Origin of the sequence: Clostridium sp. (genome assembly GCF_051650885.1) — a bacterium.
Classification (GTDB): Bacteria; Bacillota; Clostridia; order Clostridiales; family Clostridiaceae; genus Clostridium.
On sequence record NZ_JBOFRG010000335.1, the window covers coordinates 13910 to 36399 of the forward strand.

Genomic DNA, 22490 nt, shown 5'->3' on the forward strand with positions numbered 1-22490 from the left:
TTACTTTACAATATTATATTAGGAAGAGGAGTAATATATGACTAAAATATAAATGATATGTTATTATAGAAAGGGAAAGTTAGGAGTGAATGATATGAGTGAAAAACATGGAGCTAATCTTTTTGATTTAGAGGAGACTTTAGGAATAAAAAAGGAAGATTTATCTGATTTTAGTTCAAATATAAATCCTTTTGGAGCATCAGAAAAAGGGAAGAATAAGGTTATAGAGAATATTGATAAAGTTTCAATATATCCAGACCCAGAGTACATAGGATTAAGAAAAGCCATTTCTGAATATGCAGATTGTAATAAAGATAATATATTACTTGGAGGGGGAGCTACGGAGCTTATAGTTTCTTTTGTAGATTGCATAAACCCAAAGAAGGCATTAATATTATATCCTTCATATTCAGAATATGAAAAAGATTTAAAGAAGATAGGATGTAGAATAGAAAAATATTTTACGAAGAAAGAGGATGATTTTAAGGTTGACTTAGAAGATTTTAAAAAAGAGATAAAAGAAAAAAATTATGATTTAGTAATAATATGTAACCCAAATAATCCAACAGGTTTTTGCTTTAAAAGAAGTGAAATAGAGGAAATAATAAAAAGTAATGAAAATACTTTCTTTATGGTGGATGAAACATATATTGAATTTACCCATAAAGAAATTTATAGTTCTGCAAGTCTTGTAGATAAGTATAAAAATTTATATGTTATAAGAGGAACATCAAAGTTCTTCAGTACACCAGGAATAAGGCTTGGTTATGGACTTATAGGAAATGAAGAGATAAAAGAAAAGATAAAGAAAGCTTTACCTTTATGGAATATAAATATTTTAGCTACAATAATGGGTGAAGAGATGTTTAGAGATACAGAATTTATAGAAAAAACATTAATTCATGTGAAAAGAGAAATAAAAAATTTACAGGAAAGATTAAAAACTGTGGATTATATAAGGGTTTATGAAACAAAGGGAAATTTTGTTCTTTGTGAAATAAAGAATGGAAAAGAATCTAGCCTATTGTACGAAAATCTAGCTAAAAAAGGAATGATAATAAGAGATTGTACTTCTTTTGAAGGTTTAGACAAAAATTTCTTTAGAGTATGTATACTTAGAACAGAAGAAAATGAAAGATTAATAAAGGCATTAAAAGAGCAAAAATATATGATTGAAGATTAAAAATAAGCACAATAGAAGCCCTCTATTGTGCTTATTTTTTAAGACTTAACTTCTTTTTTTCTAAATAAATAAATTACAAGAAGTGATGCTAAAAATCCTGGAATAATTTCATATAAAGAAAAGAATGTAATGTTTGGGAAGAAGTCTTTTAGTAAAGGCCATAAAGCAGAGACAACTCCCCCTGTAATCATTCCAAAAAGTGCACTGTTTCTAGTCATTTTTTTATAAAATAAAGAGCAAAGTATAACAGGTCCAAATACAGAACCAAAGCCAGCCCAAGCATAGGATACTAAAGAAAGAACTGAGCTATTTGGATTTAAGGCAATAATAAAAGCTAAAATTGCAACAGAAATTACTGTTAATCTACTTACTAAAACTAAAGTTTTATCAGAAGCTTTAGGATTAATTAATGTTTTATAAAAGTCTTCTGAGAAGGTAGAGGCAGTTACTAAAAGCTGTGAATCAGCAGTACTCATAACAGCTGCTAAAATTGCAGAAAGTAAAACTCCTGATAAAAGTACAGGAACGTATTTTTGTACAAGAATCATAAAAATTCTTTCAGAATCTCCAGCAGGAACACTAGGAATTACAACACTTCCTATAAGCCCAACTAAGGTAGCACCAATTAAAGATAGGATAACCCAAGCCATAGCAATAATTCTTGATTTTTTCATAAGGCTAGCATCTTTTATAGCCATAAATCTAGAAAGAATATGAGGTTGTCCAAAATATCCTAAACCCCAAGCTAAAGATGAAATAATACTAATTGCACAAATTAAAAATGAAGAACTAGAACTTCCAGTTAGCATTTCCACATTAAAAGGATTTAAAAGCTCCATATTAAGACTGCTTAAAGCACTACTATCAACAGAAAATAAAACTATGATAGGAAGAATTAATAATGTGAAAAACATAAGTAATCCTTGAATAATATCTGTATAACAAACAGCCATAAACCCACCAAGAAAGGTGTATAAAATAACTACAACTGCCGAAAGTAATACTGCATAAGTATAAGGAATATTAAAGACAGTTTGAAAAAGCTTTCCACCAGCTACAAATCCAGAAGCTGTATATATTAAAAAGAATATTAATATAAAGCTTGCAGAAAAAATTCTAAGAAGATTATTTTTATCTTCAAATTTATTTTGAAGATAAGAAGAAATAGTTAAAGAATCATTGTATTTTTCAGTTTCTAATCTAAGACGTTTAGCGATTATCTTCCAATTAAGATAAGTTCCAATAGCAAGTCCAGTAGCCATCCAAAAAGAACCAGAGAGACCAGTAAGGTATGCTGCACCTGGTAAACCTAAGAGCAGCCAACCACTCATATCTGAAGCTTGAGCACTTATTGAAGTCCCCCAAGGGCCAAGGCTTCTGCCACCTAAAACATAATCAGAAAGATTTTTAGTTTTTTTGTAAAAGTACAAACCAATTCCAAGCATAAGTAAAAGATACAGGGAAAAGGTTATAGTAATAATAATTTGTTCATTCATTTACACATCTCCTTTTTAAAACGTTAATACTTTAGTTAGTTAAATTATAAAGTTAAAAATTGGTAAAATCAAGAATAAAAGTTCTATATTTACATTTTGCAAAAATGGTGTATACTGGTGTATATACACTTAATAAAAAGGGGGGTAAGACCAGAAAGGTCTTTATACAAATTATGAGAGAAAAAACAAAATTATTAACTTATGCAGCACTTTTAATAGCATTAGCTATTATCATTCCAATTCAGTTTGGATTTTTGAAAATATACATCCCACCATTTTCAGCTACACTTGCAGCCCATGTACCAATGTTTATAAGTATGTTAATTTCACCAATGGTTGCAGTTGTGGTTGGAATAGGTTCAACAATTGGATTTTTACTTGCAGGAATGCCTATGCCAGTTGTGTTTAGAGCAAGTACTCATATAATAGTTGGGTATATAGGTGCAAAAATGATAGACAAAAACAAAGGATATTTAAAAACTACAATTTATACATCAGTTTTACATGGGGGATTAGAAGCATTAGTAGTAATACCATTTGTAGGTTTTGATTTATTTAATCTATTAATAGTTACAGGAGTTGGAGGACTTATTCATCATTTAGTTGATGGTGGACTTTCTTATGGAATATTAAAGGCAACAAATATAAATGGAGGTAAACTAAAAGCTAAAAAAGAAGTAAATGAAGTAGAAATAGTTTCTGACAATGAAAATTTAGTATTAAAAGATTAAAAAACTTTTAAATTTATGGAAGAATTAAAACTAGTGATAAAAGGTATAGTATAGTTATATGTATTATCTAAAATTAAACAAATGAGGAGTGAATAAATTTATGCATTGGTCTGAAATAGTAGTAGCATTACAGATTATACTATTTATACTAAATCTTATATTTGCAGGAATAGTTATTTTTGTAGATAGAAAAAATCCAACAACAACATTAGCGTGGATTTTAGTATTTTTTATACTGCCATACATTGGATTTATAATTTATTTATTAGTAGGGCAAAACTTTAGTGGTAGAAAACTATTTAAAGAGAAAGCTAAGATAGATGAATATAAAGCTAAAGATTTTGAAAAGGTGGATAAAAAGAATCTGAAAAATGAGGATGTAAATGAAAAATATTTAGATCTTATTCAAATGAATTATAATAACTGTTCATCAAGATATATCTTAAATAATGATGTAAAGGTATTTGTTACGGGAAAAGAAAAATTTCATTCATTATTAGAGGATTTAAGAAATGCTAAAAAGTATATAAATATTGATTATTATATTTTTAGAAAAGATAATATAGGAACAGAAATTATAAATATATTAGAAAAAAAATTAAAAGAGGGTGTTAAGGTAAGACTTTTAGTTGATGACTTTGGTTCAACAGCATTAACTAGAGGTGGAAAGCTTAATGAGTATCTAAAATTAGGTGGAGAATTTGCATCATTTTTTCCAAGAATTCTTTCATATATAAATCCAAGAGCAAATTATAGAAATCATAGAAAGATAGTTGTTATAGATGGAGAATTTGCATATATAGGTGGATACAATGTTGGAGATGAGTATTTAGGAAGAGATGAAAAGATAGGAAACTGGAGAGATACTCATATAAGGATAAGTGGAAATGCAGTAAATGATATTAATGAGAGGTTTGTCTTAGACTGGTGTTATGCTGCTAAAAAAGAAGTAGAAGAGTTAGATGAATTTATTTATAAAGGTGATTTAAATAGGGGAGATGTAGCAATGCAAATTGTTACAAGTGGACCAGACCATAAGGATGAGTATATAAAAAATGCTTATGTAAAAATGATAATGGCAGCCAAAAAGTCTATTAGAATGACAACGCCATACTTTATTCCAGATGATGTAATGCTTGAAAGCTTAAGACTTGCTGCATTATCAGGAATAGATGTTAGAATCATAATACCAGGAAATCCAGATAGAAAATTCTTAAAATGGGTAGCCAATTCATATGTAGAGCCATTAGTAGAAGCAGGAGCAAAAATATACTACTATAATAAAGGCTTCGTACATGCAAAAGTTTTAGCAATAGATTCAGAAGTAGTAAGCATAGGAAGTGCAAATATGGACATAAGAAGCTTTAGACTAGATTTTGAAATAGTATCAATTATGTACAACAAGGACATAGCAATAAAATCAGAAAAAGACTTTTCAAATGACTTAAAAGACTCAACAGAACTTATAAAAGAAGAGTTTAGAAAAAGAGGAAAAGGTCAAAAAATACTAGAATCAATAAGCAGATTATTATCACCACTACTTTAAAATAGAAGCTAAGGATATTTAAGTGTTAAGTATCTTTAGCTTTTTGATTTATTCAATTGAAAAGTTCAATGAAAAAAGATATTATTAAAGGTAGCGCTTTAATAAAGAGAAAAAGAGGTGGAAATTATGAAGGCTAAGGCTTTAGTGGAAGAAAAAGAGATTTTAGAGAAGAAGAGAAAGCTTATAAATGATGAACTTAAAAGAAAAGAAAGCTATGTAGATGGTGTTTCAGATAAATATATAACTCTTAGTAAGGAAACTAAGGGGAAGTACAATATGGAGAAGGATGCAACTTTAAAGGCTTTAAATTTAGCTAAGAAGGACATTGCAAAGTATGAAGAGGCGTTTAATATTCCTTACTTTGGGAGAGTCGATTTTAGAGAGCATAAGACTATAAAGGTTGAAGAAATATATATTGGTAAAAGTGGGATAAGTGATAGCGAAAGTGGGGATGAGATTGTTGTAGACTGGAGAGCACCAGTTGCAGACCTTTATTATAGTGGAACAGGTGGAGAAGCTAGTTATAAAGCACCAGCAGGGATTATTGATGGTGAATTATCTTTAAAGAGAAAGTTTTTATTTGATGAGGAGTTTGAACTTGAAAGAGTTTTTGATGAAGGCTTAAATGAACTTATGATAAATGGTGAAGAAGGTCAGGGGCTTGTAGATGAATTTCTTAAAATAAACCTTGAAGAGAGTAGAGGAAAGAAGTTAAAAGAGGTTGTAGCAACTATCCAAAAGGAACAAAATGATATCATAAGATGGCCAAGAAACTTACCTATAATAGTTCAAGGTTCAGCAGGTTCAGGAAAAACAACAATAGCACTTCATAGACTTGCATATCTTATTTATAGATATAAAGAAACTATGAGTGGTGAAGACATTTTAGTTCTTGCACCTAATAAATTGTTTTTAGATTATATATCAGACATACTTCCAAATTTAGGAGCACATGAAGTTACACAAAGTACTTTTGAGGAGTTAGTAAAGAAGAAGGCTAAACTTAAAGGGAAAATTTATAATAAAGATGAAAAGTTAAAAAGTCTTTTAGAAAGTACAGATGAGGAAAAAAAACTTATTGTAAATTCAGCAAAGATAAGAGGTTCATTAACCTTTAAAACAATGATTGATAGATATATAACTTTAGTTGAAGGAAGAGCTTTAGAGATTGAAGACATAATTGTTGAGGGTGAAGTGCTATTTTCTAAGAAAGAGATAATGAGACTTTATTTAAAGGATTTAAAATCATATCCTATAAATAAAAGAAAAGATGAAATAAAAAGATATTTAAGTCTTAAAATAAAGGAAAAAACAGAAAGTTTAATTTTAAGCTTTGATAATAGATGGGAACCTAAGATAAAAGAGATAAAAAATACAATTGAAGATAAAGATGAGAGAAGAAAAGCTTTAGTAGAAAGCTATGATGAAAGAGATAAAGTTAAAGAAAGTATAAGAAAAAATTCAAAATCTACTGTAAGTGAATATTTTAAAAAATGGAGAGGGATTGATTCAAGTCAAGTGTATGAAAACTTTATGCTTGATGAGGAAATGTTTAAAATAGCAACTGATTATAAAATTCCTGAAGTATTAGAAAATTTTATGAGAGAGGAATTCATAAAAAGAAAAGAAGAAGGAATGGTAGATGAAGATGATTTAGCAGCACTTCTTTATATAAGAGTCTTACTTGAAGGAATTGATGAAGAAGAAAAGTTTAAGCATATAGTTGTGGATGAAGCACAGGATTATAGTCCATTCCAAGTATATCTTGTTAATGAACTTGCTAAAGGGAATTCATTGACTTTAGTTGGAGATATAGCACAAGGAATTTATTATTATAAAGGTCTTAAGGACTGGGAAGTTATAACTAAGGGGTTGTTTAAAGGAAATGCAACCTATATAAGCTTAAGTCAAAGTTACCGTTCAACAGTTGAAATAATAGATTTTGCAAAGGGGGCATTAGAGGCACAAAATCTAGGACTTAAGGATGCAAAGCCAGTTTTAAGACATGGGGAAAAACCTAAAATATTAGAATGTGATACTGATAAAGAAGTTGGAAGTGAAATAGATAAAATTATAGAAACAGTAAGACTTCAAGGCAAAAATATGATTGCAATTATAACAAAAGATTCTAATGAAGCAGAAGCTATAGAAAAAATAATAAAGAAAAATAGTAAAAATAAATTTAAGAGAATAAAGGGAAAAGAAAAGGAATCTAATGAAGATTTAATAATAATACCATCATATTTAACAAAAGGGTTGGAGTTTGATTGTAGTGTTATTTATAATCCAAGTGAAGAAAAGTATGGAAATAATATATTAGATCAAAGACTTTTATACGTTTCATTAACGAGAGCACTTCATAGTGAATATGTAATAAAAAGAGATAAGTTAACAGAACTTATCAAAAAATAGAAAAAATAATTATAGCTAAGAGAAATTTAAGAAGAGGTCTTAAATATGTTTTCTTAGCTATAATAATTTATAATAAAGTGCATAAATTATAATTGTACAAAAGAATTTTAAAATTTAAATTGAATTTATAGAAAAGAGAAATTATAATATGTTATAGAAAACAAAGGAGAGTGAAATGATGGAAATTAAAGATATAATGTCATTTAGAGATGAAGAGGGAAACAAAGTAGATTTTGAAGTAGTTGCAAAAGTATTCTTAGAAGAAAACAATAAAGACTATTTATTATTAACATCAGTAGAAGATAATGCAGATGGAGAAATTCATATGTTTAGAATAGACGTAGTTGATGAAAAAGAAGAGCTTAATATAGTTGAAGATGACAATGAATTCCAAGCTGTAAAAAAAGAGTATAAGAAGCTTTTATATTAGGAGGAGAAAAAATGGATTTAGCAAATATAATAGAATTACTACAAGAAAATGGATTAACTGAAATAGAAGAAATAAAAGCAGATGATGAAAAATGTATCGTTGAATGCTTTTATGACTTTGATAGAGAAGAAATTGAAGGTGCTAAGGCATATGCAAATGAAGAAAGTGATTTAGAACAAGATAGTGATGAATGGAGAACAGATTATTATATTCCATATTTGTTAGATATTGCTAAAGATAATGTAGAAAGTATAGTGGATGACATTGGAGATGAGTTAGAAATTACAGGGAAATCACAAGAGTTAAACATTGATGCAAATACATTAGACTATATAAAATTTAGAATTGCTTTTTGCATAGATGAATTTGAAGGAGATTTAGAAGGTTTTTTAAACGATTACTTAAACTAATAGCCTAAGATTTTACAAAAATTAAAAGTTGAAATAAAAATAAAATATGCTATAATAAAGACATAACATTCCTGAGATGTTCGCCAAGCCTTTAATATTCAACCTACATTATATATTCGGGATTTGCAATAGATTTAAATATGTCGGGCTTCAAAGCGAAAGCTTCATTTTATGCAGAAGAAGGCAAAAGTTAAATTGAGTGAAACCCACCTGCGAGAGGCAGGTCTTGAATATATGGGCAAACGGCATGTTTGGGAATTTATTTTTTGAAGATAATACCTCGTAGTGAGGTATTTTTTTTGTATATAAGAGAAAAATAAGAGAGAAGAATAAATTAAAAGACTCTAATAACTTCTAAAGTAGGTTACCAGAGTCTAAAAATATATTAGATGGAATTGGTGAAAGAAAAAAGATTTAAACAAGCTTTCTTTAGAATTAGTCCTTGTAGTAGAGCTTGTTTTCTTTAAGATTATTAAGTTAAGCAATAAGTCTTTTTCTAGTAGCTGTAGAATGAGAAAGAATACGACTTTTATAACGTTTATAAAGGCAACGTTGGTACAAAGAAACGTCTTTATCTAAACTCACGGATAAATTAACCATAAATTTGTTTGTAGGATTTATAAAAATAATTAGCTTATTTAAAAGTAATTTTTTAAAGTTGATTTTTCTTTTTAATTGTCTAAATGTCATATAAACATCTCCTTTCTTGATGAATAATAAAGTTTGTAGTCATATTATAACAAGAAATGGAATAAAAGGGAGTAAAATCGTTCTTTATTATTTTACATAAAATGCCAAAAAATAAATGGATATATGTTGAAAAAGGAAAGATAAAGAAATTTATTAGAGGTTTTTTGAAAAGAAGTGTCGAAAAAAATATAAATTAAAAAATATAAAATTTATAGAAAGTACAATAATTTGCTTATATAATTAAATATAGGTAGAATAATATTATATACAAATGAAAGTGAGGATGAATTTTATGGAAAACATTAAAATTGAAGACGTAGAAAAATTATCAATAGATGAAGTAACAGCTAAAATAAATGAATTATATAAAAAGTCAAAAGATGAAGGCTTAAGTGATAGTGAAAAGGAAGTTCAACAAGCATTAAGAAAAAGATATGTTGATGCTGTAAAAGGAAATCTAAGATCACAGTTAAAAGGAATAGAATATAAAAAGAAATAGAGGGGATGAATATGGCAGTAACTGTTAAAAAATTAATAAAAGATGTTGATTTAGAAATTATAGTAGAAGGTGAGAAAGACGAGGTTATAACTGTAAGTGATATAAATAGACCAGGGCTTCAACTTTCAGGTTTCTACAACTATTTTACTCCAGAAAGAATACAAGTTATAGGAAAAGCAGAATGGAGTTTCTTAGATGATATGCAAGTAGAACTAAGAAATAAACGTTTAAAAAAATATTTTAGTTTTCCAGTAAAATGTATAATAATAACAAGAGATTTAGTACCACATGATGAATTTTTGAAATATGCAAGAGAGAAAAAGGTATGGGTATTAAGAAGTAACCTTGTTACAACTAAATTTATTAGTAAGTTAACAGTGTACATGGCTGATAAACTTGCACCTGAAACAAGATTACATGGGGTTCTTGTAGATGTATATGGAATTGGAATATTAATAACTGGAGAGAGTGGAATAGGTAAAAGTGAAGTTGCTTTAGAACTTATAAAAAGAGGACATAGATTAGTTACAGATGATGCTGTTGATATAAAAGAAATTGATGGAGACCTTATTGGTTTTTCACCACAAATAACTATAGGAATGCTTGAAGTAAGAGGAATTGGAATAATAGATGTATCTTCTCTTTATGGACTAAGTTCAATATTACAAGAAAAAGATATTAGACTTGTAATGCATTTTGAACATTGGAAAAATGACGGAGACTATGACAGACTTGGAACAAACTTTGAATATATGGATATATTAGGAGTTCCAGTTAGAAAGCTAACAGTTCCTATAAGACCAGGTAGAAACATAGCAGTAATTGTAGAAGCAGCCGCAGTTAATTATAGATATGCCTTAATGTCTAAAGAAACACCAGTAGATATAATAGAAAGCAGGATGAATCAAATTAGTGATAATTAAGAATAAGACTGCCTATAATATATAGATATATTTAAGGAGGAATTGAATATGGAAATGAAAAATGCTTGGGAAAAGTATGATGAAAAAGGAATAAAAGAAATATTTTCTTTTTGTGATGGATATAAAGACTTTATGTCAAAATGCAAAACTGAAAGAGAGTGTGTAAAAGAGTCTATTGAAATAGCAGAAAAAGCTGGTTTTGTAGATTTAGAAAGTGTAATAAAAGAAGGTAAAAGCTTAAAAGCTGGAGATAAAGTATATGCTAACAATATGGACAAAGCTTTAGCTCTTTTTGTAATAGGTGAAGAGGAATTAGAAAAAGGGTTAAAAATCTTAGGAGCCCACGTTGATTCTCCAAGACTTGACTTAAAACAAAATCCTTTATACGAAGATTCAGAATTAGCACTTTTAGAAACTCACTATTATGGTGGAGTTAAGAAATATCAATGGGTTACTCTGCCACTTGCAATTCATGGTGTAGTAGCTAAAAAAGATGGTTCTAAAATAGATGTTGTAATAGGAGAAGAGGCAACTGATCCTGTTGTTGGAATTTCAGATCTTTTAATACATTTATCAGCTGATCAATTAGGTAAAAAAGCTGCAACTGTTATTGAAGGGGAAGATTTAAATGTTTTAGTTGGAAGTATGCCACTTAAAGGTGAAGAAAAAAATGCTGTTAAAGCAAACATCTTAAAATTATTAAAAGAAAAATATGATTTTGAAGAAGAAGACTTTTTATCAGCAGAACTTGAAATAGTACCTGCAGGACCTTCAAGAGATTATGGATTAGATAGAAGTATGGTTATGGCTTATGGACATGATGATAGAGTTTGTTCATATGCTTCATTATTAGCACTTTTAGAAGTTGAAAAAATAGACAGAACAGCAGTATGTTTATTAGTTGATAAAGAAGAGGTTGGAAGTATTGGAGCAACAGGAATGCATTCAAAATTCTTTGAAAACATGGTTGCTGAAGTTATGGATAGAAAAGAAGGATTCTCAGAACTTAAAATGAGAAGATGTCTTTCAAATTCAAGAATGCTTTCATCAGATGTAAGTGCAGCATTTGATCCAAACTATCCTTCAGTTATGGAAAAGAAAAATAGTGCATTCTTTGGAAAAGGTATAGTATTTAATAAATATACTGGTTCAAGAGGAAAAGGTGGATGTAATGATGCAAATGCTGAATACATGGCAGCTCTTAGAGCTATGATGGAAAAACATGATGTATCATATCAAACTGCAGAGCTTGGTAAGGTTGACCAAGGAGGCGGTGGAACTATCGCTTACATCTTAGCACAATATGGAATGGAAGTTATAGATTGTGGTGTAGCACTTCAAAATATGCATGCACCATGGGAAATAGCATCTAAAGTTGATATATATGAAACTAAAAAAGGATATGTAGCTTTCTTAAAAGAAGCATAGAAACATACAGAGAATTCATTTAACAGTTAATGTTAGATGAATTCTTTTTTTGTTTTATTTAAAAGAATTCACACATCTTTTTGTCGAATCATATATTAATAGTAAAAAGGGAGGGATGAAAAATGGACTTATCAAGATTTAAAAATTACGGATTATGGGTGTCAGTAGCAGCTTTAGTACCTATGGTATTAAAAGGATTTGGGGTAGATGTTTTACCTGAAAATTATAATGAAATAATTACATCAGTACTAGGGATTTTAGTAATGGCAGGAATATTAAGTAATCCAACTACTTCTAATAAAGGATTCCTAGACGATAAAGAAACTAAAACTATAGAATAAGAAAAAAGGGATTGAGCAATATCAATCCCTTTTCATGTGTGTTAATAGCTAATATTTAATAAAGTTAATAAGTTTTTTAAAGCTTCAGATGGCATAAGCATTTCACCGATATCACCATGACGTGTATCACAAACGAAATTTCCATGACAATCAGAGCCAGCTGTTATTAAAAGATTATGCTCTTTAGCAAAATTCTTTAAATTTTCTTCATCTTCTTTTGTATTTTGATAATAAATAGCTTCAATTCCATCTAAGTTAAAAGGTAAAAATTCATTAAGGTTTGAATTTTTTATTAAAACAGGATGAGCTAAAATTGCAATAGCGTTAAACCTATGAAGAATTTCGATTCCTTCTTTAGTAGAAAGCTTGTTTGTTGGTACATAAGCAGGCTTATCCTTTCCGATAAAATTATCAAAAATGTGGTCAAAAGAATAATCATATCCTGCATTTATAATTTCGTGTGCAATATGAGGTCTAGCCACAACATCTCTATCTTTAGATAAAATTTTATCAAGGGAAATTTTTATATTGAAGTGTTCATCTAATTTTTGAACAATTTCTTTTGCACGAGAAACACGACGATTTTTTATAGAATCAAGAATCTGGATAAATTCTTTATCTTTATATGAAGAATCTTTAAAAAAACCTAGAACGTGAATACTTTCACCATTGAAGTTTGTAGACAGTTCTATTCCAGGTATGATTTTTAAAGAAGTTCCTTCAGCAGTTAAAATTGCCTCGTCTATACCAGAAATAGTATCATGGTCAGTAATAGCTAAAAAAGAGACTTTGTTTTTTAAAGCTCGCATAGTAACTTCTTTTGGAGAAAGTATCCCATCAGAAGCAGTAGTATGAGCATGAAATTCTGATTTTAACATTTTTAAAACTCCTTTCTTATAATAGCGTGTTATAATTTAATGTATTAAAAGTATTTTATCATAAAACACTCTTTAATTTAAATTAAAAATAGAAGAGTTTTAAAGTATTTACAAATTAGATATGGTTAAAAGGGAAATGAAGGAGGAAGCATTATGTTAGTGATGATTGATAATTATGATTCATTTGTATATAACTTAGTTAGATATTTTGAAGAACTTGATGAAAAGGTAGAAGTCTTTAGAAGAGATGAGATAAAGGTAGAAAATATACGTAAATTAAATCCAGAAGGAATAATTATTTCGCCAGGGCCAAAAGCTCCAAAGGATTCAAAGGAAATAATAGATATAATACATAGTTTTAAAGGTGAAATTCCAATACTAGGAGTATGCTTAGGTCATCAATGCATTGGATATGCCTTTAATGGAAAAATAGTAAAGGGTGAAAAACCTATCCATGGAAAGATAAGCAAGATAACTACGAATAAAGAGGGGATATTTAAAAGTGCGAAAAAAGAGTTTAATGTAACTAGATATCATTCTTTAATTGTAGAAAAAGAAAGCTTGCCAAGTGAAATAGTTGTAACAGCAGTTTCAGAGGATGGAGTTATTATGGGCATAGAGCATAGAGATTATAAAATATATGGTGTTCAATATCATCCTGAGGCAGTTTTAACAGAAGAGGGATATACAGTTTTAAAAGAGTTTGTAAGGATTTGCAAGGGGTAAGATTATGAAGTTAAAAATGGTAGAAATAAAAACAAAATTACTTCCAGTTGAAGTATTTGAAAGACTAAAAATAAAGGATTCAATTTTTTTAGATAGCTCAAAAGAAGATGAGAAGTTATCAAAATACTCATTTATTGGGTTAAATAAAATTGATAGCTTTGAGTGTAGAGATAAAAAAGTATTTATTAATGATGAGTATATAGAGGGAGAAGCTTTTGAGGAATTAGAGAAAAGAATAGAGGCTTTTAAAGTGAATTATCCATCATCAATTCCTTTAATAGGAGGATATATAGGGTATATTTCATATGATACAGGAAGAATGCTTGAAAAGATAGAAGAAAGAAGTACAAGTGATATAGAGATTCCAGATATGAGATTTCACCTTTATGAAAATATAGTTATATTTGATTTGATAAATAAAAATACATATATAACGGCCTTATGTGATAATGAAGAAAAGTGTATAGAAAGTATAAAAAAGATAGAGAGAAAATTAGAAGAACAAGTTAAAAAAGAAAAAGAAAAAATCATAAAAGAAGATATAGTATTTGAAAGTAATTTTAATAGAAAAAGCTATATAGATGCAGTGAAAAAGATGAGAGATTATATAGAAGAAGGGGATATTTATATAGCAAATATGACTCAAAGGTATAAATGCAGGACAAACAAAGATAGCTTTTCTATGTATAAGAAATTAAGAAGGATAAATGGAGCACCATTTTCTGTATTTGCAAATTATGATGATTTTCAAATTATAAGTTCATCACCTGAAAGATTTATTCAAATAAAGGATAAAAGAATTCATACAAGGCCTATAAAAGGAACTAGACCAAGAGGGAAAGATGAAAGAGAAGATGAGTTTTATAAAAATGAACTTATAAATAGTGAAAAAGATAAAAGTGAATTATTAATGATTGTTGATTTAGAGAGAAATGATTTAAGTAAGGTTTGTAAAAAGGGAACTGTAAATGTAACAGAACTTTTTAAGATAGAAGAATATGAAACTGTATTTCATCTTGTATCAACTATTGAAGGAATGGTAAAAGATGAGGTAAGTAGTGTTAAAGCAATTAAAGAATGTTTCCCAGGAGGGTCTATAACAGGAGCACCTAAGATAAGAGCTATGGAGGTTATAGAAGAACTTGAAGGATTAAAAAGAAATTTATATACAGGCTGTATAGGATATTTTGATTTAAGAGGGAATAGTGACTTTAATATTGTAATCAGAACAATACTTAAGAAAGAGGATACTGCTTACTTTGGAGTTGGAGGAGGAGTAACTTATGAATCTTTAGAAGAAGATGAATATGAGGAAACTCTTCAAAAAGCAAAAGCTTTAATGGAGGTGTTAAGCTTTGAGGGAAATAATAATAGATAATGAAAAGATAAATTTAGATTCAGGATTATTTTTTGGAAAAGGCCTATTTGAAACTATATTAGTAAGAAAAAAGCCGGAGTTTTTAGATTTTCACATAAATAGATTAAATGAAGGATTAAAACTTATTGGGTTAAAAAAAGTAAAAGAAAATATAAAAGAAATTATAAAAAAGATGAATATAGAAGATAGGGTTTTAAAAATAATAGTAACTGAGAAAAATATAATTTTAAAAACTAGAGAAATTCCATATAAAAAAGAAGATTATGAAAAAGGCTTTAATTTATGTATAAGTAAGGTACTTAGAAATTCAACATCTAGTTTAAATAAGATAAAATCTCTTAATTATTTAGAAAATATTTTAGAGAGAGAAGAGGCATTAAGAGAAGGCTATAATGACTGTCTTTTCATAAATGAAAAGGGGAATATTTGTGAAACCTCAACAGGAAATATATTTTTTGTGAAAGATAAAAAAATATATTCCCCATCAGTAGAGGAAGGGCTTTTAAATGGTACTATAAGAGAGTTTTTAATAAAGGAATGCAATGTTACCTTAAAAAATTTTAAGATAAAAGATTTAGAATTTATAGATGAAATTTTTATGAGTAATAGTATAATAGGGATAATGAAAATAAAATCAATAGGGGATTATAAATTTGAGAAAGAAGATATTTTTTTAGAAACTTTACAAAAATATCTAGATAAAGTAAGGGGAATGGAGGAAGGAAATGAATAAAGAACAAATAATTGAAGGCGTAAAGCTTATATTAAAGGGAATTGGAGAAGACCCAGAGCGTGAGGGATTAATAGAAACTCCTGAAAGAGTATATAGAATGTATGAAGAAATATTTGCTGGGATAAACAAAGATGGAAAGGAATATTTTGAAAAGACATTTGAAGTTGAAAATGATGATTTAGTAATAGAAAAAGATATAACATTTTATTCAATGTGTGAGCACCATATAGTTCCTTTCTTTGGAAAGGCTCATATAGCATATATTCCAAATGGACGTGTTGCAGGGCTTTCAAAGCTTGCTAGATGTGTAGAAATACATGCGAAAAAACCACAATTACAAGAAAAAATGACGGCAGAGATTGCAGATGACATAATGAAGTATCTAGATGCAAAGGGAGTTATAGTTATGGTTGAAGGAGAGCACACATGTATGACAATGCGTGGAGTTAAAAAACCAGGAACAAAAACTATAACAACAACATATAGAGGAATATTAAGGGAAGATAAAGATTTAAGATTCGAAACGTTAGGATTATTAAATAGGTAATATATGAAAAAAGTAAATGAAATATTTGAAAATGAGAGATATAAAAAATATTTAAATGAGCTAGAGATACTAGAAAAAGATAGAATTTTTTGCAAGCATGATTTAGAGCACTTTTTAAACTTTTCAAGAATAGCATATATAAAAGTTCTTGAAAATAATTTAGATATTTCAAAAGAAGTTATTTATGGAGTGGGTTTACTTCATGATATAGGACGAGTTTTAGAATATAAAGAGGGAATAGATCATCATATAGGAAGTATAATTTTAAGCAAGGAAATTCTAGAAAAAACTACATACACAGAAGAAGAAAAGAGACTAATATATAAATGTATAGACTCACATAGAAAAGAGAATGATGAGGACTTACTTTTGAAAATAATATATGAAAGTGATAAAATTTCAAGAGAGTGCTTTAAATGTAAAGCCGAGAAAGAATGTTATTGGAAAAAGGAAAAAAAGAATATGAAACTAAAATATTAAATTAAAGGAGAATTAAAGATGAAAATAGGAAATAAAGAGTTTTGTCTAAATGAGAGAACATATATAATGGGAATACTAAATGTAACCCCAGATTCTTTTTCAGATGGTGGTAAATTTAATAGTTTAGAAAAAGCTAAAGCTAGAGTAGAAGAAATGATAAAAGAAGGTGCTGATATTATTGATGTAGGTGGAGAATCTACAAGACCTGGATATACAGAGGTATCAGTAAAAGATGAAATTGATAGAGTAGTGCCTATAATTAAAATGATAAAAGAAAATTTTGATGTAGAGGTATCTATAGATACTTATAAAAGTGAAGTTGCAATAGAAGCTATCAAAGCTGGTGCTAGTATAATCAATGATATTTGGGGCTTTAAAAAAGATAAGAATATGGCTAAGGTATGTGCAGACAGTAATGTTGTATGTGTTCTTATGCATAATAGAGAAGACATACCTTATAATGATTTAATGAGGGATATTAAAGAAGATTTAATAGAGAGCATAAATCTAGCATTAGATGCAGGGGTGAAAAGAGAAAATATAATCCTAGACCCAGGTATTGGTTTTGCTAAAACTTTAGACCAAAATTTAGAGACAATGAACAATGTAGATAAAATAAAGGAACTTGGGTTCCCAGTATTGCTTGGTACATCAAGAAAATCAATGATAGGGTTAACACTTGATTTACCAAAGGATGAAAGATTAGAAGGAACTCTTGCAACAACTGTACTTGGAATAATAAAGGGTTGTGAGTTTGTTAGAGTGCATGATATAAAAGAAAATAAGCGAGTATGTGTTATGACAGATACAATTTTAAGAAAATAGGAGAAAAAATGGACAAAGTATATTTAAAAGATGTAGAGATTTTTAGTAATCATGGAGTATTTAAAGAAGAAAAGGTTCTAGGGCAAAAGTTTATATTTGATATAGAACTTGGATTAGATATGGCAAAAGCAGCAAAGGAGAATGATTTAGAAGCATCAGTGCATTATGGTGAGTTATGCCATGGAATAGAAAAAATATGTGTAGATGAATGCTTTGATTTAATAGAAACCTTAGCTCAAACGGTAGCAGAATATATTTTATATGAATATAGAATAGTAGAAACTGTACGTGTAAAGGTGAAAAAGCCTTGGGCACCTATAGGAAGACATTTAAATTATGCAGCTGTGGAAGTGAATAGAAAATGGAGTACAGCTTACCTATCTATAGGAAGTAATATTGGTGATAAAGAAGAAAATTTAAATAAGGCAATAGAACTTATAGATAAGCTTGAAGGAGTGGAAGTAAGTAAGAAAGCTAAATTTCTTAAGACTGAACCTTGGGGTGTAGTAGAACAAGAAGAATTCTTAAATGGTGCTTTAGAAGTGAAAACTATTTTAAGCTATAAAGAGCTTATGAAAAATCTTTTAGATATAGAGCTTAAAATGAAAAGAAAAAGAGAAGTAAAATGGGGACCTAGAATCATTGATATAGATATTATATTCTTTGATGATTTAGTAACTGATGATGAACTATGCACATTACCTCATCCAAGAATGGAGGAAAGGGAATTTGTATTAGAGCCATTAAGTGAGATTTGTGGAAACAAGGTACATCCATTGTTAAATAAAAGAGTTTTTAGATTATTAGATGAAATAAGAAATAAATAGGAAAAAAGAGAGCTTTTACATAGGCTCTCTTTTTTCAGCGATAAAATTACAAAATTCATAAAGATTATATTTTAGTGGAACAGAAGACATGTTTATAAAGTCGCTAGAGACATAACCATCATAAGGTGAAATATATAAATAATTTTCATTTATGATAGTTAGGTAATAAGTACTCGATTCAAAAGTTAAAATAACTTCAAAAATCTTTTTATTAGCTTTTTTATCAATTGGTTCAACAAATGATTCAGTTGTTAAGGCTGAAAAGAAATTAGTGATAATTTCATTATATTCTCCCTTTGTATCATAAGTCTTATGGAAGTTTGCATCAAAAACTTCTACAGTAAAGTCTTCTTTATTTTTAAGTTTGTTATTAATTTCTTCAAAATAATAGTTTTTATCTTTATTTTCAGTAAAATTCAAATATCTAGAGGAGGATGAACTACAACCACTTAGAAGAATAATAGTTATGAAAAATAAAGAAAGAAAAATTTTTTTCAAATAAAACACCTCCGTATCTATTAATTAATATTCTTATGAAGGATAAAGTAGAACATTTTTTTATATTCTAGAATATAGTATATTAAGCAAAATCCTGGAGGGATTACTTTGAAAATAGGACTAGATTGTAATATAAAAAGGTTTTCAGAGAACATTGTAGATTTCTTGAAAGATAGTTTTTTTATTGTGGATATGTTTATGGAAAAAAGAAAGAATGAAGGATATGACGTCCATAGGAGAGTGCTTGAAGCAAATTCATCAAGATTAGACTTATTTATAGGTATTTATTTAAGTGAAGAAAATGATGAGGATAACACTGTAATATACTATGATAAAACTTTTTTTAGCAAATCTATTGCAAGCTATATTTATGATAACCTTAGAGGAATTTATAAGGATAGAAATCTATATTTAAGAGGAGGTGGAGATGAGTTTTATATTTTAAAAGAGATAGAAGCGCCATCTATATTGATTCTTGGAGGGGAAAATGGCGAAGAGTTAAAACTAGAGGCTGCAATGAAAGAGATAATAAAACAAATTTTCGAAGTGGAGAAAAAGTTTAGATAAATGGAATGTGTGTAATGAGGCTGTCTAAAGAGAAAAAAAGGCAGCCTGAAATAGGTTTTATTTTATAGGAGGGGCGTATGAGAATAATAGCGACGATAGGACCAAGCTGTATGGAGAAAAGTGTTATAAAGGAGCTTATAGAAAAAGGTGCAAATACTTTTAGGTTTAATTTTTCTCATGGAAGCTTTAAAGAATTTGAAGAATTAAAGAAAATAATAAAGGATGTAGATGAAGACGTACATATAATGGGAGATTTATCAGGGGGAAAGATAAGGATTTCTGAAAAATTACCATATATTTATAAGGTGTACAATGGAGAAGAAATTTTTATTTGTGGAGAAGATAAATATACGGTGCCAGTGTATAAAGGAAAAGGAAAAATAATACCTTTAAATTTAAATTCAGAAACTATAGAAAAAAGAGATATAGAAAGTATTTCAATGAAAGATAATACAATGCAGTTTAAAATTATTGAATATGAAGGTGAAGGTATAAAAGCTGTCGTTACTAGAGGTGGAATAATTAGAGGTGGAAAAGGGTGTAATATTTTAGGGATAGAAAGAGAAAAGGGGATATTGAGAAGTAAGGACAAGGAATGTTTAAATTGGTGTATAGAAAATAAGATTGATATAATATGTCAGTCTTTTGTAGAAGATATAGAGGATATAAATATTATAAAAAAATATATAGAGAGTAAGGATAAAGAGTATAAACCAATTTTATGGGGTAAGATAGAAACACCGTTTGGAATAGAAAAAGGAAAAGAAATAGCAGAGGTAGTAGATGGCATAGTTATAGGAAGAGGTGACTTGGTTCCAGAAAGTGGTGTTGTAAATGCACCAGTTTATCAAGATAAATTATTAAGAGATTTAGACGGAAAGAAAGAAATTATAGTAGGAACACATATATTAAATAGTATGAGAAATGGAAAGAGAGCAGAATTTTCAGAGATAGATTCCATATATAATCTTATTCATAAAAAGGTAACTGGATTTTTGCTTTCAGGAGAAACATCTATAGGAAAAGCACCAGTACAAACAGTAAAATTTTTAAAAGTTCTCATAAATGCCTATACAAAGTAATAGATTTAAATAAGCATTCTTATTAATAATAGTAAGAATGTTTATTTTTTTCAAAATATTGCTTGATATGACAAAATGAGTTATACTAATTTTAATAATGTTAATATGGAATTAATATATATATGGTATGGAGGGGAATGAAATGGGAAGTGGTAAAGTTAGTGTAAGGAATAATACTATGAAAGCCTTTATAACTATGCTTATCATAGGGATAGTAGGCATAATTGGTATGCTATATCTAGATAAAGATATAGCCCTTGAGCCAAAGGGCAAGAATCTTATACATATTTTAGGTGTATTTATTGTACTCTTAATTTTAATAATATATAAGATGATAGGAACAATTAACAATATGGCAAGATCGATAGAAATTTTCACGAAAGAAATGGAGAAGTTCTCAGAGGGAGATTTTGCATCGGAAATAAAGGAAGATAAAGAAAATAACATATTTGAAATAACAGAAATATACGAGAGTGCAAAAGAAACACAGTACTCAGTAGGTGAAAATTTAAATAATGTAAAATTTAATGCAGAAGCAATAGACATGAATGCAGTAGGACTTTCAGAAATTGCAAATGAATTATCTAAGTTGACTGAAGGAATAGTACTAGCTATAGCAGATGTAACAGAAGGAACAACAAGTCAAGCAACAGACCTTTCAGAAATATCTATGTCTATGTTATCCTTTGGAGAAAATATAGAAAAGGTAAGTAGCGAGATATCGGAAATAGCTACTTTATCAGATAACATAAATGAAAAATCTAAAAATAGTAATAAAGAATTAGCAGTATTAACAAAGAATATAGAGTCATTTAAAGCAGATTTTGAAGGGTTTAATCAATCTATAACAGCGACATCAAATGAAATGAAAAGTATAAATAAAATGACAGATTTAATAAATAATATTTCAGAACAAACAAATCTTTTAGCATTAAATGCAGCAATTGAAGCAGCTAGAGCAGGAGAAGCAGGAAGAGGGTTTGCGGTAGTTGCTGAAGAAATAAGAAAGCTTGCTGAAATGAGTAAGGATTCAACAACGAATATTTGTAATACAGTAAAAATAATACTTAAAAATACAGACTCAGTAGTTGAAAAAACAAATGTTATGAATGAAGGGCTTACGAAACAAACAAAAACTATAGAAAAATCAATAGAAGTATTTGAAGGTATATCTATAGCACTTGGGGAAGTTGTACCTAAAATAGATGCAATGACAGAAGCCTTCAGAAAAATAACAAGAGAAAAAACTGAAATATTAGAAAGAGTAGATAATGTTTCTGCTATATCAGAAGAAATTTCAGCAACATCTCAAGAAGTAACAGCATCATCACAAGAACTTAACTCAGCAAGTCAAGAAGTTGCAGCAGCAGCAGAGAGTTTAACAGCTTTGACAACTGACATGAAAACAGGACTTGAAGTATTTAAAATTAGAGATATGGAAGAAATAATGGAATATAGAGAATTAAAAAGTGAAGAAGCGAATTAAGATGAAAACTTTTGAACTTTAAGAAAATTATATAAGTTTTTAACATTTAGATTAATAACCGAAGTAGAATTTTTAAAAATTCTACTTCGGTTATTTTATTTATATTTTTTATTTACTATCAAATTTTATTTTTAATAGATGGATTTTTTTGAGCAAAATAAAAAGCCTCGTATTAAAAATACGAGGCTTTTGGTGCCACCAGTGGGAATCGAACCCACATGGTTTCCCGCATGATTTTGAGTCATGTGCGTCTGCCAGTTCCGCCATGGTGGCAAAATTTACTTAAAGCAATGAAATAATTATATCAGATAAAGATGAAAAATTCAAACAATAAAACAAAAAAAGGGATAAAAAACAAAATATACTGAAAATTT

General features: G+C 28.6%; 24 protein-coding genes, 1 tRNA gene and 1 other RNA gene. 21 read left to right on the forward strand and 5 right to left on the reverse strand.

Annotated features, from left to right (window positions below):
* Positions 1 to 94 precede the first annotated feature (94 nt).
* Positions 95 to 1183 carry a pyridoxal phosphate-dependent aminotransferase gene (locus ACRC28_RS16635; RefSeq protein WP_438544564.1) on the forward strand — a complete coding sequence of 363 codons (1089 nt, stop codon included), beginning with the start codon at positions 95 to 97 and terminating at the stop codon, positions 1181 to 1183.
* Between the two features lie 38 nt (positions 1184 to 1221).
* Here the strand turns inward: ACRC28_RS16635 and putP are convergent, their stop codons facing one another.
* On the reverse strand, positions 1222 to 2679 hold the full coding sequence (putP, locus tag ACRC28_RS16640) for a sodium/proline symporter PutP (protein ID WP_438544565.1): 1458 nt from the start codon (positions 2677 to 2679) through the stop codon (positions 1222 to 1224).
* A gap of 173 nt (positions 2680 to 2852) precedes the next feature.
* On the opposite strand from putP, the gene ACRC28_RS16645 reads away from it, so the two are divergent.
* The 6 genes from ACRC28_RS16645 (at position 2853) to ssrS (ending at position 8470) form a co-directional block, all read left to right on the forward strand.
* Positions 2853 to 3410: an ECF transporter S component gene (locus ACRC28_RS16645; protein WP_438544566.1), complete on the forward strand. Its 558-nt coding sequence runs from the start codon at positions 2853 to 2855 to the stop codon at positions 3408 to 3410.
* Positions 3411 to 3510: 100 nt separating this feature from the next.
* The gene (gene cls / locus ACRC28_RS16650; RefSeq protein WP_438544567.1) at positions 3511 to 4956 is read left to right on the forward strand and encodes a cardiolipin synthase; all 1446 of its coding nucleotides are present in this window, start codon (positions 3511 to 3513) and stop codon (positions 4954 to 4956) included.
* Between the two features lie 126 nt (positions 4957 to 5082).
* Positions 5083 to 7368 (forward strand): RNA polymerase recycling motor HelD, encoded by a 2286-nt coding sequence (helD, locus tag ACRC28_RS16655; RefSeq protein ID WP_438544568.1) that lies wholly within the window; start codon positions 5083 to 5085, stop codon positions 7366 to 7368.
* 178 nt (positions 7369 to 7546) lie between these two features.
* Positions 7547 to 7798: a DUF1292 domain-containing protein gene (locus ACRC28_RS16660; protein ID WP_438544599.1), complete on the forward strand. Its 252-nt coding sequence runs from the start codon at positions 7547 to 7549 to the stop codon at positions 7796 to 7798.
* 11 nt (positions 7799 to 7809) lie between these two features.
* Complete coding sequence (locus tag ACRC28_RS16665) at positions 7810 to 8208, forward strand: hypothetical protein (protein WP_438544569.1); 399 nt, start codon at positions 7810 to 7812, stop codon at positions 8206 to 8208.
* 65 nt (positions 8209 to 8273) lie between these two features.
* Positions 8274 to 8470: non-coding RNA, 6S RNA (ssrS, locus tag ACRC28_RS16670), on the forward strand.
* 215 nt (positions 8471 to 8685) lie between these two features.
* Here the strand turns inward: ssrS and ACRC28_RS16675 are convergent.
* On the reverse strand, positions 8686 to 8898 hold the full coding sequence (locus tag ACRC28_RS16675; protein ID WP_438544570.1) for a hypothetical protein: 213 nt from the start codon (positions 8896 to 8898) through the stop codon (positions 8686 to 8688).
* Between the two features lie 292 nt (positions 8899 to 9190).
* Here ACRC28_RS16675 and ACRC28_RS16680 point away from each other — a divergent pair, with 292 nt between their 5' ends.
* The 4 genes from ACRC28_RS16680 to ACRC28_RS16695 all read left to right on the forward strand — a co-directional run bounded on the left by ACRC28_RS16680 (position 9191) and on the right by ACRC28_RS16695 (position 12089).
* Positions 9191 to 9397, forward strand: coding sequence for a DUF896 domain-containing protein (locus ACRC28_RS16680; RefSeq protein WP_438544571.1), 207 nt, complete (start codon positions 9191 to 9193; stop codon positions 9395 to 9397).
* Positions 9398 to 9408: 11 nt separating this feature from the next.
* Entirely contained in the window at positions 9409 to 10320 is a 912-nt protein-coding gene (gene hprK / locus ACRC28_RS16685; protein WP_438544572.1) for an HPr(Ser) kinase/phosphatase, read from the forward strand.
* Between the two features lie 48 nt (positions 10321 to 10368).
* Positions 10369 to 11748, forward strand: coding sequence for an aminopeptidase (locus tag ACRC28_RS16690; RefSeq protein WP_438544573.1), 1380 nt, complete (start codon positions 10369 to 10371; stop codon positions 11746 to 11748).
* A 122-nt stretch (positions 11749 to 11870) separates the two neighbouring features.
* Positions 11871 to 12089, forward strand: a complete 219-nt coding sequence (locus ACRC28_RS16695; RefSeq protein WP_438544574.1) for a holin — start codon at positions 11871 to 11873, stop codon at positions 12087 to 12089.
* Positions 12090 to 12130: 41 nt separating this feature from the next.
* On the opposite strand, the gene ACRC28_RS16700 is transcribed toward ACRC28_RS16695, so the two are convergent.
* Entirely contained in the window at positions 12131 to 12967 is an 837-nt protein-coding gene (locus ACRC28_RS16700) for a PHP domain-containing protein (RefSeq protein ID WP_438544575.1), read from the reverse strand.
* A 153-nt stretch (positions 12968 to 13120) separates the two neighbouring features.
* Here ACRC28_RS16700 and ACRC28_RS16705 point away from each other — a divergent pair, with 153 nt between their 5' ends.
* The 7 genes from ACRC28_RS16705 to folK are packed head-to-tail and all read left to right on the forward strand — an operon-like array spanning position 13121 to position 18483.
* Positions 13121 to 13693: an anthranilate synthase component II gene (locus tag ACRC28_RS16705; RefSeq protein WP_438544576.1), complete on the forward strand. Its 573-nt coding sequence runs from the start codon at positions 13121 to 13123 to the stop codon at positions 13691 to 13693.
* Between the two features lie 4 nt (positions 13694 to 13697).
* Positions 13698 to 15071: an aminodeoxychorismate synthase component I gene (gene pabB, locus ACRC28_RS16710; RefSeq protein ID WP_438544577.1), complete on the forward strand. Its 1374-nt coding sequence runs from the start codon at positions 13698 to 13700 to the stop codon at positions 15069 to 15071.
* Entirely contained in the window at positions 15049 to 15804 is a 756-nt protein-coding gene (locus ACRC28_RS16715) for an aminotransferase class IV (RefSeq protein ID WP_438544578.1), read from the forward strand. Before pabB ends, ACRC28_RS16715 begins: the two co-directional genes overlap by 23 nt.
* Positions 15797 to 16351: a GTP cyclohydrolase I FolE gene (gene folE / locus ACRC28_RS16720; protein WP_438544579.1), complete on the forward strand. Its 555-nt coding sequence runs from the start codon at positions 15797 to 15799 to the stop codon at positions 16349 to 16351. Before ACRC28_RS16715 ends, folE begins: the two co-directional genes overlap by 8 nt.
* A 3-nt stretch (positions 16352 to 16354) precedes the next feature.
* A complete protein-coding gene (locus tag ACRC28_RS16725; protein WP_438544580.1) occupies positions 16355 to 16831 on the forward strand; it encodes an HD domain-containing protein in 477 nt (158 codons plus the stop codon).
* 18 nt (positions 16832 to 16849) lie between these two features.
* Positions 16850 to 17656: a dihydropteroate synthase gene (gene folP, locus ACRC28_RS16730; protein ID WP_438544581.1), complete on the forward strand. Its 807-nt coding sequence runs from the start codon at positions 16850 to 16852 to the stop codon at positions 17654 to 17656.
* An 8-nt stretch (positions 17657 to 17664) separates the two neighbouring features.
* Complete coding sequence (gene folK / locus ACRC28_RS16735; RefSeq protein ID WP_438544582.1) at positions 17665 to 18483, forward strand: 2-amino-4-hydroxy-6-hydroxymethyldihydropteridine diphosphokinase; 819 nt, start codon at positions 17665 to 17667, stop codon at positions 18481 to 18483.
* Between the two features lie 15 nt (positions 18484 to 18498).
* Here the strand turns inward: folK and ACRC28_RS16740 are convergent, their stop codons facing one another.
* Positions 18499 to 18981: a DUF4883 family protein gene (locus ACRC28_RS16740; RefSeq protein ID WP_438544583.1), complete on the reverse strand. Its 483-nt coding sequence runs from the start codon at positions 18979 to 18981 to the stop codon at positions 18499 to 18501.
* 108 nt (positions 18982 to 19089) lie between these two features.
* On the opposite strand from ACRC28_RS16740, the gene ACRC28_RS16745 reads away from it, so the two are divergent.
* The 3 genes from ACRC28_RS16745 to ACRC28_RS16755 all read left to right on the forward strand — a co-directional run bounded on the left by ACRC28_RS16745 (position 19090) and on the right by ACRC28_RS16755 (position 22116).
* Positions 19090 to 19548 (forward strand): hypothetical protein, encoded by a 459-nt coding sequence (locus ACRC28_RS16745; RefSeq protein WP_438544584.1) that lies wholly within the window; start codon positions 19090 to 19092, stop codon positions 19546 to 19548.
* A gap of 77 nt (positions 19549 to 19625) precedes the next feature.
* On the forward strand, positions 19626 to 20630 hold the full coding sequence (locus tag ACRC28_RS16750; protein WP_438544585.1) for a pyruvate kinase: 1005 nt from the start codon (positions 19626 to 19628) through the stop codon (positions 20628 to 20630).
* A gap of 142 nt (positions 20631 to 20772) precedes the next feature.
* Positions 20773 to 22116 (forward strand): methyl-accepting chemotaxis protein, encoded by a 1344-nt coding sequence (locus tag ACRC28_RS16755; RefSeq protein ID WP_438544586.1) that lies wholly within the window; start codon positions 20773 to 20775, stop codon positions 22114 to 22116.
* Between the two features lie 190 nt (positions 22117 to 22306).
* Here ACRC28_RS16755 and ACRC28_RS16760 read toward each other — a convergent pair.
* Positions 22307 to 22389, reverse strand: a tRNA-Leu gene (locus tag ACRC28_RS16760).
* Positions 22390 to 22490 lie beyond the last annotated feature (101 nt).

Bases quoted from the DNA above. Each gene is read 5' to 3' on its own strand.
- ACRC28_RS16635 (WP_438544564.1), top strand. From the start codon at position 95: ATGAGTGAAAAACATGGAGCTAATCTTTTTGATTTAGAGGAGACTTTA.
- putP (WP_438544565.1), bottom strand. From the start codon at position 2,679: ATGAATGAACAAATTATTATTACTATAACCTTTTCCCTGTATCTTTTA.
- ACRC28_RS16645 (WP_438544566.1), top strand. From the start codon at position 2,853: ATGAGAGAAAAAACAAAATTATTAACTTATGCAGCACTTTTAATAGCA.
- cls (WP_438544567.1), top strand. From the start codon at position 3,511: ATGCATTGGTCTGAAATAGTAGTAGCATTACAGATTATACTATTTATA.
- helD (WP_438544568.1), top strand. From the start codon at position 5,083: ATGAAGGCTAAGGCTTTAGTGGAAGAAAAAGAGATTTTAGAGAAGAAG.
- ACRC28_RS16660 (WP_438544599.1), top strand. From the start codon at position 7,547: ATGGAAATTAAAGATATAATGTCATTTAGAGATGAAGAGGGAAACAAA.
- ACRC28_RS16665 (WP_438544569.1), top strand. From the start codon at position 7,810: ATGGATTTAGCAAATATAATAGAATTACTACAAGAAAATGGATTAACT.
- ACRC28_RS16675 (WP_438544570.1), bottom strand. From the start codon at position 8,898: ATGACATTTAGACAATTAAAAAGAAAAATCAACTTTAAAAAATTACTT.
- ACRC28_RS16680 (WP_438544571.1), top strand. From the start codon at position 9,191: ATGGAAAACATTAAAATTGAAGACGTAGAAAAATTATCAATAGATGAA.
- hprK (WP_438544572.1), top strand. From the start codon at position 9,409: ATGGCAGTAACTGTTAAAAAATTAATAAAAGATGTTGATTTAGAAATT.
- ACRC28_RS16690 (WP_438544573.1), top strand. From the start codon at position 10,369: ATGGAAATGAAAAATGCTTGGGAAAAGTATGATGAAAAAGGAATAAAA.
- ACRC28_RS16695 (WP_438544574.1), top strand. From the start codon at position 11,871: ATGGACTTATCAAGATTTAAAAATTACGGATTATGGGTGTCAGTAGCA.
- ACRC28_RS16700 (WP_438544575.1), bottom strand. From the start codon at position 12,967: ATGTTAAAATCAGAATTTCATGCTCATACTACTGCTTCTGATGGGATA.
- ACRC28_RS16705 (WP_438544576.1), top strand. From the start codon at position 13,121: ATGTTAGTGATGATTGATAATTATGATTCATTTGTATATAACTTAGTT.
- pabB (WP_438544577.1), top strand. From the start codon at position 13,698: ATGAAGTTAAAAATGGTAGAAATAAAAACAAAATTACTTCCAGTTGAA.
- folE (WP_438544579.1), top strand. From the start codon at position 15,797: ATGAATAAAGAACAAATAATTGAAGGCGTAAAGCTTATATTAAAGGGA.
- ACRC28_RS16725 (WP_438544580.1), top strand. From the start codon at position 16,355: ATGAAAAAAGTAAATGAAATATTTGAAAATGAGAGATATAAAAAATAT.
- folP (WP_438544581.1), top strand. From the start codon at position 16,850: ATGAAAATAGGAAATAAAGAGTTTTGTCTAAATGAGAGAACATATATA.
- folK (WP_438544582.1), top strand. From the start codon at position 17,665: ATGGACAAAGTATATTTAAAAGATGTAGAGATTTTTAGTAATCATGGA.
- ACRC28_RS16750 (WP_438544585.1), top strand. From the start codon at position 19,626: ATGAGAATAATAGCGACGATAGGACCAAGCTGTATGGAGAAAAGTGTT.
- ACRC28_RS16755 (WP_438544586.1), top strand. From the start codon at position 20,773: ATGGGAAGTGGTAAAGTTAGTGTAAGGAATAATACTATGAAAGCCTTT.